7 protein-coding genes, 6 pseudogenes and 1 other annotated feature are annotated in these 13,449 nt (G+C 48.8%); of the genes and pseudogenes, 3 read left to right on the top strand and 10 right to left on the bottom strand.

Translation table 11 applies throughout. From position 1 onward, the window contains the following. Window positions 1-8: 8 nt before the first annotated feature. Together ACSZPK_RS22800 and ACSZPK_RS22805 are read right to left on the bottom strand one after the other, a co-directional pair. Window positions 9-1,199, bottom strand: a complete 1,191-nt coding sequence (locus ACSZPK_RS22800; protein ID WP_437883883.1) for an ISL3 family transposase — start codon at window positions 1,197-1,199, stop codon at window positions 9-11. Window positions 1,200-1,398: 199 nt separating this feature from the next. Beyond that, complete coding sequence (locus ACSZPK_RS22805) at window positions 1,399-2,217, bottom strand: glycosyltransferase family 2 protein (RefSeq protein ID WP_437883884.1); 819 nt, start codon at window positions 2,215-2,217, stop codon at window positions 1,399-1,401. 737 nt (window positions 2,218-2,954) lie between these two features. Between ACSZPK_RS22805 and ACSZPK_RS22810 the strand changes: the two genes are divergently transcribed. Further along, entirely contained in the window at window positions 2,955-3,878 is a 924-nt protein-coding gene (locus tag ACSZPK_RS22810; RefSeq protein ID WP_437883885.1) for a glycosyltransferase, read from the top strand. Window positions 3,879-3,950: 72 nt separating this feature from the next. On the opposite strand, the pseudogene ACSZPK_RS22815 reads toward ACSZPK_RS22810, so the two are convergent. The 4 genes and pseudogenes from ACSZPK_RS22815 to ACSZPK_RS22830 form a co-directional block, all read right to left on the bottom strand. After that, window positions 3,951-4,448 (bottom strand): annotated as a pseudogene (locus tag ACSZPK_RS22815) (IS3 family transposase); the annotation flags it as partial. Between the two features lie 67 nt (window positions 4,449-4,515). Further along, window positions 4,516-5,757, bottom strand: coding sequence for a group II intron reverse transcriptase/maturase (ltrA, locus tag ACSZPK_RS22820; protein WP_437883886.1), 1,242 nt, complete (start codon window positions 5,755-5,757; stop codon window positions 4,516-4,518). 492 nt (window positions 5,758-6,249) lie between these two features. After that, window positions 6,250-6,531: an IS3 family transposase gene (locus tag ACSZPK_RS22825; RefSeq protein WP_437883889.1), complete on the bottom strand. Its 282-nt coding sequence runs from the start codon at window positions 6,529-6,531 to the stop codon at window positions 6,250-6,252. An 81-nt stretch (window positions 6,532-6,612) separates the two neighbouring features. Further along, window positions 6,613-6,729: a sequence feature (AL1L pseudoknot), on the bottom strand. An 80-nt stretch (window positions 6,730-6,809) separates the two neighbouring features. After that, window positions 6,810-6,995, bottom strand: a pseudogene (locus ACSZPK_RS22830) (IS3 family transposase); the annotation flags it as partial. 56 nt (window positions 6,996-7,051) lie between these two features. Between ACSZPK_RS22830 and ACSZPK_RS22835 the strand changes: the two are divergent. Further along, window positions 7,052-7,405, top strand: a pseudogene (locus tag ACSZPK_RS22835) (IS3 family transposase); the annotation flags it as partial. Window positions 7,406-7,422: 17 nt separating this feature from the next. Continuing rightward, window positions 7,423-7,596 (top strand): annotated as a pseudogene (locus tag ACSZPK_RS22840) (IS3 family transposase); the annotation flags it as partial. A 218-nt stretch (window positions 7,597-7,814) separates the two neighbouring features. On the opposite strand, the gene ACSZPK_RS22845 reads toward ACSZPK_RS22840, so the two are convergent. The 4 genes and pseudogenes from ACSZPK_RS22845 to ACSZPK_RS22860 form a co-directional block, all read right to left on the bottom strand. Beyond that, window positions 7,815-10,289 (bottom strand): TonB-dependent siderophore receptor, encoded by a 2,475-nt coding sequence (locus tag ACSZPK_RS22845; RefSeq protein ID WP_437883887.1) that lies wholly within the window; start codon window positions 10,287-10,289, stop codon window positions 7,815-7,817. Between the two features lie 176 nt (window positions 10,290-10,465). Beyond that, window positions 10,466-10,921, bottom strand: a pseudogene (locus ACSZPK_RS22850) (IS3 family transposase); the annotation flags it as partial. 287 nt (window positions 10,922-11,208) lie between these two features. Further along, window positions 11,209-11,884 (bottom strand): annotated as a pseudogene (locus ACSZPK_RS22855) (IS3 family transposase); the annotation flags it as partial. A 532-nt stretch (window positions 11,885-12,416) separates the two neighbouring features. After that, window positions 12,417-13,415 carry a thioesterase domain-containing protein gene (locus ACSZPK_RS22860; protein WP_437883890.1) on the bottom strand — a complete coding sequence of 333 codons (999 nt, stop codon included), beginning with the start codon at window positions 13,413-13,415 and terminating at the stop codon, window positions 12,417-12,419. Window positions 13,416-13,449: the final 34 nt, after the last annotated feature.

Raw genomic sequence — 13,449 nt, forward strand, 5'->3', positions numbered from 1 at the left:
ACGGTTCTTCACGGATTGCCGGGAAAGTCATTTTTTATTTTCATGAAAAAGAATTCGCTGTCCCGGTAGCCGTAAGCCATCCGCTTGATCACCTTGATCCGGTTGTTGATACCTTCCAACTGACCCGTGTGCATCGACCACCGCACCCTGCTCAGGATGCCGCGCCAGTATCCCTTCAGGCGTTTAGCGAACTGCTTCAGCGCAGGTATCGCGCTTTCATCAGCCAGGCGTAGCCACTGCTTCCAGGCTGATCGCCAGCCCCAGGCGGTGGTGGGCGACCACAGGGCTTTGAGTTCTGCCTTCATCAAATAAACCGTCATCAGCGATTGGTTAGCCGCAAGCAGATCCTTCAGATGTACCTGCTGATCTTCTCGCTTGAGATTTTCTGGATTACGCAGCAGTAGCCATCGCGCTTGCTTGATCACCTTGCGGGCGGGCTTGTCATGGCGCAGGCGGTTGGCTTCATCGACCCGCACCCGGTCAATCACTTCTCGCCCATACTTGGCGACTACATGAAGCAGGTCATAGACCACACGTGCCTGAGGGCAGTGTTGGCGTACCTCCAGGTCAAATGCGGTGTTCATGTCCATTGCCACTGCTTCGATCCGTGCACAGCCCTCCGGGCCCAGATCTTCAAAAAAGGGGCTGACAGCGGCTCGGCTACGCCCTTCGCCAATCCACAGCACCCGGCGGGTATCGGCATCCAGCACCACGCTGGCGTACCGATGCCCTTTGAACAAAGCGAACTCATCCATCACCAAGCGTCTAGGCTGGGCCTTTGGCAGCTTCTCCAGTGCGGCTTGTAGCTCCCGTCGTTCCAGCAAGCGCACGCTGTCCCAATGCAAACCAAACAGCTCGGCGACGTGCAGAGTGGGCAGCATTTGGCTGGCCTTGATCACCGCTTCAGCAAAGCGCTTGGTCATCCGCGAATAGCGGTCAAGCCAACGGACTGATTCCATTCGCTTGCCACATGCGCTACACCCGACACGTCGTAGTTCCACATTCAATCGCACCGCGCGGCCAAGAATGGGCAGGTCACGGATTGAGCGTTGGCAGTATTCATGGATGGTGGTGCAGCGCTGATGACAGCCGCTGCAGGTAGGGAATCTGGCGGGCTGCGCAATCAGGTCGATCAGCAGGCCGTCGCCGTCAGGCCGGATCGCAGTGACTGAAAAGCCCTCCCAAAAGGGCAGATACATATTAATATCGTGCACAAGAACGCCGGTTTGTAGATGTGTTTGCTCGCACGAACATCATCCATCAAACCGGCGTTCTTGTTTCTGTCTTTCCCGGGATTCCGTGAAGAACCTAAAATACGCCCCTCCGATATATATTCTAATACGATTTTTTGAACGTTAAATAAGGCGACGACATGCGAATGGCCTTTACCGTCCATACTCAACCGTCATCATCTTCCTCCAAGACATCCTTCCTCCTTATATATTTATAGATAAAAAAGTCCACATACATATATATACCCCCTAGAAAAACACTTAGAGACGTTCTCCCCTTCCATTTCTGCTCATATACAGCCCTAGACTTAAACGTCAAGTGGAATTTTTTAAAATCGTCCTGTTTCTTAAGAGTTCTCTTATCAAGATGCCTAACATGAGAGGACGTCAACAACGCATGCTTAACTTGGTATTTCTCTAAAGTTCTCGCATAGTCATCATCGGCAAACCAAAAATAAAAACGTTCATCCAAATAACCTGTAATCTCTAACATTTCTCGCTTAAATACAAGACACCACCCAGCTACTTCCTTCCATACCCGGTGCCCCAAATAAATACCGCTATCCAATGGAAACCCTTGTTTAGGATGATGATCTGGGCATGCTGGACTTATACTATAAACATCTGGATTTTCATCGAAAGCCTTCTGTATTTCGACCATCCAATTTTTTGAAAAAACAAGATCATTATTACATAAAGCAACATACTTACTCTGCGTTATAGAAATCCCGTAATTCATATACTTATTGAAATTAAAAGGAGGATCTAAATATACAGTTTTAACATTCTCCTGCTGATAAGGAGGAGTCTTTCTATTACTTTCCACAACAACTATTTGAGTATTTTCTGGAAGACAGGATTCATTTAAAGTATTTATCGCATTATTTGTCATGCACTTTAGTGACTCATCCTGCGCATAGCTTAGAATTACTATTGCCAGACTATCATCACTAGACCCGCCATACATTTCACTTACTGTATCCACTTAGCCTCCTTAATAGCTACATCTCAGACCAACCCTCAACCACACATCCCATCAGAAGCCCAAAAACCGGCATAACAAATCAAAACCACACAAAACCATATATACCATAACTCTTCAAACTGCTCAGAAAAGCGCCACCAACATAAAGCTCACTTAAAATCAAACGATACAGACGTCAAACAATTTAGTAATACCACAAAGAGAACTTACAACACACCCATATATTAACACTACCATTATAGCCATCTGAGACCAAGCGACTTCCCCCAACCACAATTGAAAATATTCTCAGGTATATTTCTCAGTTTGACGCTACCGCCATCATCTGAAATGAGCGCTTACTTTCCTCTAACTTCTTGTGCGCGGACAAGCAGACTATACGGTGATAGTTCGAAACAAACCGTTAAATCTACAATAACAAACTAGAAAAATATAATTATCTTCATAAATTTCATAACACTCATGACCAAAAGCGCCCCTGACGGCTTGCACTCATCAGTCGCTAGGATACACACAAGAAAAACCATACCTACCAAATAAAACTCAAAACCAATTAACGGCTAATACAAATCTTTTAATCACTAGCGGCAAACTAGTAAAAAGCAAACATCATCCCCAGATCAATAGAAAGAATAATTCAGAAAAATAACGGCTACCCCCTACACTAAATCCAGTTATCACAAATACGTTTAGACTAATAACCAATCTTTCTCACCTTAAGACCAAGTGAACGCCAAGTGATCTCAATAATAATTTGCTCAATAAACCCACAGAACTTACAACTAGTAAAAGAAAGCATACGCAAAACGATCGGAGTGCCTCATGAAGTCATAAGCCACGATAATAGAAAGCACAATCACGGAATCTGTCAAGTATACAATGAATGTGCAAACCGAGCATCATTCCCAATACTTTGCTTTATGCATGAAGACTTATTATTTCCAGAAAAAAACTGGGGGCATAAAGTTATTTCTCATTTCGAGAAAAATAAAAAAATAGGCCTAATAGGCTTGGGAGGCTCTCGGTACAAAAGCAAAATACCTAGTGGCTGGAGCACTGGAATACAAGAATATGATCTTGTCAACATACAGCACAAAGGGAACTTAAATAATCTAGGTTATCGCTTTTATTCAAAACCCAAAGGAAATACAGAGCAACTCGTTGAAGCCTGCGTTTTAGATGGCGTATGGATATGTACCAAAGCAGAGATATGGGAAAAGATAAAATTCAACAATAAAATCAAAGGATTCCATTTCTATGATATAGATTTCAGCCTAAGGGCAAGTGCAATATGCAAGATTGGAGTTGCTTACGACATTGAGGCCATACATTTTTCAGAAGGAAATTTTAACAATACATGGATGGCTGCCTGCCTTGAGTATCATAAAATATTAGCACCGAAGAATTTGCCTATCTCGAGTCAAAGTAGTACAGAAAACTCTGACTTTCTTTGCATGAGTTTTTTATTAGACTTCCTAAAAAAAAGTGATATAAGCAGGAAGCTACGATTAGAGTGGGTAAAACAATCTGAAGCCTGGAAAAAACCAAATCTGCTCTGGCCGTGCATAAAATTTATATTATATAATAGTCCAGTTCTCTCCATTCCTAGATCAGGAATTGAATATGCTTACGAAAAAATCTATAGTTTTTTAAAGATTTAAAACACTACTAAATTTTAATTTGTAGCAGTCCGATGAACCGCCCCGGGTATCGCGGAGGCCATTGTGTTTGAGTCAGGCAGCGATAGGGGGGGCTGCCTGACTCTGTTCGTATAGTGCCTCAAACTCAGCGGGTAGAATATTTCCAATCGGCTCCAACAAGCGCTGCAGGTTGAACCAGGTCACCCATTTCAGCGTTTCCCACTCCAGACTTTCTACGCTTTTCCATGGCCCTCGCTTGTGGATCAGTTCGGTCTTGTAGAGGCCATTGATGGTTTCTGCCAGCGCGTTGTCGTAGCTGTCACCGGTGTTGCCAACCGATGGCTCGATGCCGGCCTCACCCAGCCGTTCGCTGTAGCGAATCGACAGATATTGCGAGCCTCTGTCGCTGTGGTGAACCAGCCGGTGAGGCTCTGGTCGGCGGGCGTGAAGCGCCTGCTCAAGCGCATCCAGGACAAACTCCGTGCGCATGTGTCGGCTGACCCGCCAGCCAACGATGAACCGTGAATAGACATCCACGATGAACGCGACATAGGCAAATCCCTGCCAGGTTGAAACGAACGGGTAAGTAGACCGGGGGAATTTCACCCCCAGCCTCTCGCAGAACCGGACGTGAGCCTCTCGACTCATCCGGCTCCCATCATCCAACCGCAGGAAGACATCCCTGGCGCCAATGCACGAAGGCTGTCGGAAAGCGCCGCGCAAGATGCCCGAGGGCGTGTCTCGCCCGCCTTTTATGGCGAGCGAGAGTCTTGTGCTTGCGCATCATCCAACGCACCAGATAGTCATTCATGTGTTTCCAGATCACCGACATCGCCGAGCCATGGAAGCGGCCATAGTACTGCTGCCATCCTCTTAGGATCGGATTGAACATCGCAGCCAAATCACCCAACTCACGGTCGCACATCAGTTGCAGATGCCAACTCCTAATAGTCTGTCGCATCACCTTGAGTGCATCGCGACTGACCGCAGGGGCAAAGTTCACGTAGGTCCGCTGATACTTGTCCACCGCTTTGCGCGGCCGAAAGGTGTACCCCAGAAAGGTGAACTGCACAGCAGCATGCGCTTCCCGCCGATTGATGTCCTGGCAGTAGACGATCTTTGTCTTGTCCGGATGCAATTCAAGTCCGCACTCGCGAAACCACTCGCCTATCTTTCTCAGAGCCAGCTTGGCCTGAGCCTGACTCCTGCAATGGACCACTCCGTCGTCGGCATAGCGACAGAACCGCACGCTTCCGAGATTGCGAGTAACCCATACATCAAAGGCATAGTGCAGGAACAGGTTGGCCAGCAACGGACTCACGACTCCACCCTGCGGGGTTCCGCGCGTCCGTTCCAGAAGTATCCCATCCGCAGTCTGCATTGACGCTTTCAGCCAGCGCTCTACATACAGGAGAATCCATGGGTTCTGACAGTGCTTCTTGAGCGCACGCATGAGTAGATCATGGTCGATATTGTCAAAAAGACCCTTGATATCAAACTCCACAACCCAGTCGTACTCCCAGCTTCGCCGCCTCACCATGGCAATCGCGTCATGGGCCGAGCGCCCAGGCTGATAACCATAAGAGTTTGGATGGAACTTAGGGTCGATCTGTGGCTCCAGCAGGAGCTTGACCGCCGTTTGCGCCACCCGATCGGCAACCGTCGGTACGCCCAACACGCGTATACCACCTGACTTCTTCGGTATCGGCACACCTTTGACCGGCGGCGGAAAATAACTGCCGGAACAGAGCCGATTCCATAACCTGTACAGGTTGTCGCCCAAGCGATTCTCGAATTGCTCGATAGACTCACGGTCAACGCCAGCAGCGCCACCATTCGCCTTGACACACTTGAATGCCTCCCAGATTAACACCTTGGGAATGTCAAACGGTTTGGTCATTCGGACGGGTTCCTCCTGCCTGAGCAGTTGACCCGACGAAAGACCGGGATGACGCAGCCCCTTCGCTCCACCACCATTACAGCGGCTTCAACACTACTACGAGCTGCTCCGCCCCTTGGTAGCGCATCGCTACTGTCGGCCTCGCCTTTCGAGCTTGTGCCTTTCGCTTGGCATCGCCACCGAAGGTTCCCGCAGTTCAACGTAAGAGCCTGAAACAGGCTGACGCTGCCTCTATGCCGGACACCGCCTGGCCCGTAAGCAGGTAACGGCCAGACTAATCGCGGGGCAACATCACTCCCCGGTTTTGATGTCATCTGAGCGCTTTCGACACTTGAACGGCCGTTCACGGTTGTTCGTCTTCCTGATTCATACCTGACGTCTTTACGACGCCTTTTCCATGACGCTCACGACCGGGGCTTTTGACCCTAGCCGCTCATGGTGGTTTGCCACCCGCTCCTGCAAGCCGATGGCGAGGGGCCATACTCTCATCTCCTACGCCGCTTGCTGCGGCACACTGAAATCAGCGACCCAGAGCTGGTTGGGCCTCTCTGCGGTGAACTGTCGCTTCACCAGGTCTCTGGGATTGGCATTGCCTGGATCGGCTTGCGTGGTCTTCACCGATTTGCCACGTGTCGCACCGCATAGCCCCATCTCACGCATCAATCGCTCCACTGTGCAGCGCGCCACGCCCTGGTGTTCGCGATGCATCTGTCGCCAGACCTTCCTGGCCCCATAGACCTCGTAGTTTTCTTGCCAGACACGGCGGATCTGCACGGCAAGCGTCTCGTCACGGATCGCCCGAACTGAGCGTCGTGAGCGATCGCGTAAACGTGCGGTATGGCGTCGGTAAGCCGATGGAGACACGTGCAGCACGCGGCACAGTGGCTCGACCCCGAAGGCTTTGCGGGGCTCGTCGATGAGTGACCAGATCACTTCAAACGGCGGTCGAGTTCCGCCTGGGCGAAAAAAGCACTGGCAATCTTGAGGATCTCGTTGGCTCGCTTGAGCTCCCGAATCTCGCGCTCCATCGCTTTGATCCGGGGATCCTCCAGCGCATTGGTCTTGGCAGGAGAAGACGCATTGCGAATCCAGTTGCTCAAGGTCTGAGCGGTGCAACCGATCTTGCTGGACACGGCCTCAATGGCTACCCACTGAGAATCATGCGACTCGCGGACTTCGTAGACCATCCGCACGGCACGCTCGCGGACTTCAGTGGAAAACTTGGGTGGCTTTGGCATAGTGGCTCCAGTTTCTCAAAAGATGGAGCCTCCGCGATACCCGGGGCGGTTCAGACTTGGTCTGCGATGCCTTGCACATGGCGCTGTGGCGACGCAGGCAGCCCAAGGGAGTAATCGTGCATAGCGACCGCGGCAGCCAGTACTGCTCAGCGGCTTATCAGGAACTGATCCGCGTCCATCACTTGCGATGCAGCATGAGCGCCAAAGGCAACTGCTACGACAATACCTGTGCAGAGAGCTTCTTCCACAGCCTAAAGGTCAAGTGCATCCACGGCGAGCGCTTCACGAGCCGCGCCCAGATGCGTGAAACCGTGTTTGAATACGTCGAAACCGATTACAACCGCCAGCGGCGACACAGCACGCCGGGGCACATCAGCCCGGAGGCCTTCGAGGCCCGGATGAGTGCTTAAACCCGTGTCCACAACTGCTGGGCAAGATCAAACTGATTCACAAACGAAGGCCATGGAAAAGCGTAGAAAGACTGGAATGGATGACCTGGTTCAACCATCAGCACCTGTTGGAACCGATTGGAAATAGGCCGCCAGCCGAGTTTGAGGAACTATACGAACAGAGTCAAGCTGCAATATCAGTTGCAGCCTGACTCAAACAAAACAACCTCCGCGATACTCGGGGCGGTTCATGGATACATCCCCACCTTTAAGGAGCGGGGAGGGAGAGTTCTAAAAAACAGACAGCTTAATTATTTCCATTTGAATAAATTAAAAACCAAGCCCTCCAAATCACATAACTAAAAGTATAATTTTAACACATCCAAAGAACTATATGATAAACAAATAAAGTATGCAACCACATCAAGGCTTAATACGTATACCTAAAACTAGCTGTTAAATTTCTTGGTTCGCCCCAAGTATAATACTCTCCCCACCCAGTCATAGTAGCTACTCCTGCAAAATATTTTTTATCAAATAAGTTGTTAATATTCACTCCGACGGTCATTTTTTGACTAATCTTATAGCGAGCCATCGCATCGGCAATCCAATAAGAACTCTGTTCTAAATTGGCATAGGTATATGTATTTATTTTACTTTGCCAACGAACACCTGCGCCCAAAGATAATTTTTCGAAGGAGCCTGACAAGTCATAGTTTGCATTTATCTTAAACTGATGCTTAGGGTTGGTCTTTGAAGTTTCACTATTGTTCATTACATAACTCCCCTGGGCTTGTAACCTAGGAGCTAATTCACCAGAAACTTCAAGCTCATATCCATGCTCCATCACCCCGCTGATATTGCGATATGCCTCGCCCCCCGTCGGAGTTAGACCACCAGAAAGCTCGTAGGTATTCTCCCAACGCTTCCAGAAATAAGCGAAGCTTGCATTCAAACGCCCATCAAAAAACTCTGCTTTCGAACCCAACTCATAGGTAACACCCTCTTGTGGTTTAAGTGTGCTACCTTGCTCGTCTTGAACAAGAACGGGTTGAAATACGCTAGCATAGCTTGCATATAATGAGTAAATATTATTTATATCGTACACCAAGCCTGTATAAGGAGTGATCACTCCCGTTTCGGTAATACTCTCATCTGTCAACAGATCATTGGACCCTAAATAAACATTTCTCTCTGTATTTTTATAAAAATAATCAGAAACCCTACCACCTACTATTAAATTAATACCATCGTACAAATTGAATCGAGTTGTGAGATATGCGCCTCGGCGGATGCTGTTATTACGAAAAAGATAGCGTATATCCCACTCACCCTCTGGCTTAGGATAATATCTACCTCCATCATTTGCATACACTTCTGGATCAGATGTAATGTTCTGATAGTCAATTAATGTGGTCGACCTATAATTTGCGGGGCCTCGCCACTGATCCATCTTGTAATTATTTCTGATATAATCTACGCCAAAAAGCAGATCATGAGTTCTGCCAAGAAAATCAAAATCCCCTTTTACATCTATCTTTATGTTTTTTGTATCATCCTTCATGTCTTTATAGCGACTTAACTCTGCTGCTCCTGGCAAATAGATACTTGCATTAATCCAATCTGGCGTTTCATTCCTCTCAGCACTGAGAAGAAGTTTAGCTTTCCATCTATTTGAAAAATTATGTTCAAGGGAGGAAAATATAGAAATTGAATTCTGATCGTAGCCAGACCATGGAGCTGCTGCATTACGAGATCGTGCAGTCCAGCCTTGAAAATTACCTGCAGTATCATAGGCTCTTGATGAGTTATACCCAGAATTACCTCTGTTACTCCTCTCCTTATAATCAAGCCCCAAGTTAATTGTTGTATCTGAGCTCAAGTCAAAGTCAAAAGTCCCATAAAACATTGAGTTTCTATTTTTCACACTATCTCGATAGGAGTTTGCGTCCTTATATGCAAGTACCGCGCGACCACGAACATTACCATCTTCTGTAATAGGCCCACTGACATCTATGTCTGCACGATATGCGTCCCATGTTCCCGCGCTTGCGCCGACGTTAGCTTGGAATATCTTCGTGGGCTTTTTCCTTATCATGTTAACCGTTGCAGTCGGATATCCATCACCTTGTAGCAAGCCAGCAGACCCCTTCAAAATCTCAATGCGATCAATATCGGCCATATCATCAGATATTAAGTTGTGGGATATAATCGCACCGTTCGATCTGGTTCCCGTTGCACTTCTAGATCCATCAGTTTGAAAGTTATTGATGGCTGCGCCTCTGGCGAAAAAAGTAACCAAGTCACCCTGCTTATCAACAAAAACACCAGGAGTTGCTTCAAGAACATCTTTAAGTGTCTGCTGGTTGAAATCATCCATCTTTTTTCGAGTAACCACTGTAATAGACTGTGGCGTCTCACGGAGGGTTAGGTCTAATCCAGTTGCTGTACTACTAGATCCAGTTTGAGTATAACTCCCAGTACCTTCTGTGATAGAAGAATCCTCGGTAGACCTCCCCGTCACACTTGTCTCTCCCAAATTTACTGCTGAGCCCGATGATCCCGATGATCGTAGAAGGATTGAGCCATCAACGATACTAAACTCCACGCCAGTATTACTAAGCAATAATAAAATCGCATGTTCTGGGCTGTACCTACCATGAATAGGACTACTATATTTCCCATCCAAATCTTCCAATCCGTATAAGACCTGCATCTCGGCTTGCTTACTATAAGATTGGATTGCATTTTTTAAAGGCTGAGAAGGCAGATCGAAATAAAACTCCTGAGCTTGTGCTGTAACAGGGATACTTAACGCCAGACTGACAACTGGAAGTCTTATCTTTAATGCGTAATTTGAAAATAATTTTCTCACAAACATGGATTGAATATTTATCAATATCATTATATTTCCTATTTAATTTTTGGCTTAGATCTAATAAGACGAATTTTTTCCGAATTCCGGAAAAATTATCATTTGCAACTATGTGATTTCCTTCACTTTAAACCGCCCCGGGTATGAACGCGCGCCCAGATCCGTAGCGCGTCACTTGATCTTGCCCAGCAGTCGTGGACACGGGTTTAAGCACTCATCCGGGCCTCGAAGGCCTCCTGGCTGATATGCCCCAGCGTGCTGTGTCGCCGCTGGCGGTTGTAATCGGTTTCGACATATTCAAACACGGTTTCACGCATCTGGGCGCGGCTCGCGAAGCGCTCGCCGTGGATGCACTCGACCTTCAGACTGTGGAAGAAGCTCTCTGCACAGGCATTGTCGTAGCAGTTGCCTTTGGCGCTCATGCTGCATCGCAAGTGATGGGCGCGGATCAGCTCCTGGTAAGCCGCTGAGCAGTACTGGCTACCGCGGTCGCTATGCACGATCACGCCCTTGGGCTGCCTGCGTCGCCACAGCGCCATGTGCAAGGCATCGCAGACCAAGTCGGCCGCCATGCGTTCGCTCATGGCCCAGCCGATCACCATCCGTGAATACAGATCGATGACCACTGCCAGATACAGCCAGCCTTCCTCCGTATGCAGGTAGGGGTAAGTAGACCGGGGGAATTTCACCCCCAGCCTCTCGCAGAACCGGACGTGAGCCTCTCGACTCATCCGGCTCCCATCATCCAACCGCAGGAAGACATCCCTGGCGCCAATGCACGAAGGCTGTTCGTCTTCCTGATTCATACCTGACGTCTTTACGACGCCTTTTCCATGACGCTCACGACCGGGGCTTTTGACCCTAGCCGCTCATGGTGGTTTGCCACCCGCTCCTGCAAGCCGATGGCGAGGGGCCATACTCTCATCTCCTACGCCGCTTGCTGCGGCACACTGATGTCACCCACCCATTTCTGATTCGGCGATGCCGTGAAATTCTGCTTGAGCAGGTTCTCTGCCACTGGCAGCGAGTGCTGGGAATTGGTCGTGGCCTTGAACTTCTTGGCAGCCTTGGCACGCAGTCCTTGCCGTTGCATCGAGGTGGCTACCGTCTTGCGATTGCAGGGTAGCCCGGCCTCCCGCAAGTCGTGACACAGCCGTGGCGCCCCGCTGCGGCCCTTGCGTGTGCTGTATGCCTGAACGACCTGCCGATCCAGTTCGGCTCTTCGCCGGTGGCGCATTGACGTCCCGCGAGAGCACCAGACGTAGTAGCCGCTGCAGGCAACGCCCAACACGCGGCACATAGCCTGGATCGAGAAGTGCGCGGTATGAGTCCTCATGAAGGCGTACTTTACTTGAGGCTCTTGGCAAAGTACGCGGCGGCTTTTTTACGATGACCAGCTCCTCGGCTTGCTCGGCCAGCAGCCGCTTGAGGCGGGCGTTCTCGTCGGCCAGCGACTGCTCGCGCTCGCTGCTGATCTGGGTCTGTTGCTTTTTGCTCCGCCAGCCGTAGAGCTGAGAAGCATGCAGGCCGAGCTGTTCGGCAGCCTTGCTGACGCCGATTCGCTCGGCCAAAGCCAGCGCTTCGTCCTTGTAGGCTTGGGAATGGCGGGTGCGGGTCTGTTTCATCAGGGGGGCGCTGATGCGGCTATGGCATGAGCCAAATGGCTCAGCCACGTGGTTGGAGGTTATTTCAACTACCACGCGGTGCCTGGCAACCTGCTCCGCCTTGACAGTTTTCGGGTAGCTGTCTGCCGCCTATGGCGGTAAGCCCTCAAGCGGCGCAGCCAGCGTAATCGGCTCCAGTGGTCACGCTTTGGTCGTCTCGCAGATATTTACATACCGAAGCCCAGAACTGCACATCTGTATCCGGAGGAACGTTTCGCGTCACGTACCTGAGGCAGGAGACATATGAGGTAGTTCCGCACGTACGGATCGGTGCGGGGGCAGGTAACTTACATTCCTACCGCGACCGGTTATGGAACACTTAAAATTTATCAGGCTAACTGGTAAAAGCACGGTCTTTCTGACGGCTGGCCGTTACCGGCCCACACAAGAAATCTGAAAGTCCCGGGATTGATAATTACTCGCACTACCAAACCGATAGTCCCGTTATCTTTCATGACGGATGTCATGATCAGACATGAGATCTTCTACATAATTATTTACGTCCACCTTCAGCCGTCAAACACCGAGAAAGAGCAACGTCCACCTCATCAATAAAAGAGCTTTCGCTTAGAATACTATAGTGATCAACATCAATAACATTTTCAAAACTTGGAAATCCACCAATATTTCCATATAAATACTCTGCTTCAGCCTCTCGCCCTTTTATCCACCAGAAACTTGTATCAGAGGATATCTTTTCAAACCCTGGGAAATTTCTTGCCAACTTAGCCAGAACTCTAGAAGACCGAAAAGACTTGGCAAGATCCTCTGCAGAAAAGTCCATATATACAGAGCGACCAACCATTAGCTCCACTACCGCCCTTAGTATATTTTCATAACTTTCTACACCGTCAAATAAAACCTCACGAGCCCCCTCATAATTTTTACTAACGGTAACCAAATCAACAAACTCATAAAGCTCATCCATCCAGCATGAATAAAAACCACCAATAGCTGATCTTACAAAACCGTCTACAATTCCGACAAATCGCACCTCACATCCTTGCGACTCTAACTCCGATGTAATCAATAAGCATAACGCCCCCCCAAGAGACCACCCCATCAGATAATATGGTCCTTCAGGCTGCATCTTTCTAATTTCTCCAGCATAGGATTTTGCCATTGCAACTAATGACCTATCTTCCCATGTCAAATCAAACAACATCTTTGACTGCACCCCTACAACTTTCCATCTTTGGTCCAATCTCCGTGCCAAAGGCAAATAATCGAAAACCGTGCCAAATCCTCCATGAATGCAGAACAACCTTGGAAGCTTTCTGGCACTATGAGTCAAAGACAATAAACATCTATCACCCCACTTTTCAAAAACCAACTCTTCAATACTAGAACTTTGCATTAACTTAGAAAGATTTAAATCAAAACCATATGCTTTCAGTTCATTTGATCGTGCTACAACCTGCATACTAAGAATAGAGTCCCCTCCTAACGCGAAGAAGTTGTCCGTCAGCCCCACCTTCTCAAGCTTCAGCACATCCGCCCAGATCGCCGCGATCCTCTGCTCAAGC

It is taken from the genome of Pseudomonas sp. LRF_L74 (genome assembly GCF_965644255.1).
GTDB lineage: Bacteria > Pseudomonadota > Gammaproteobacteria > Pseudomonadales > Pseudomonadaceae > Aquipseudomonas.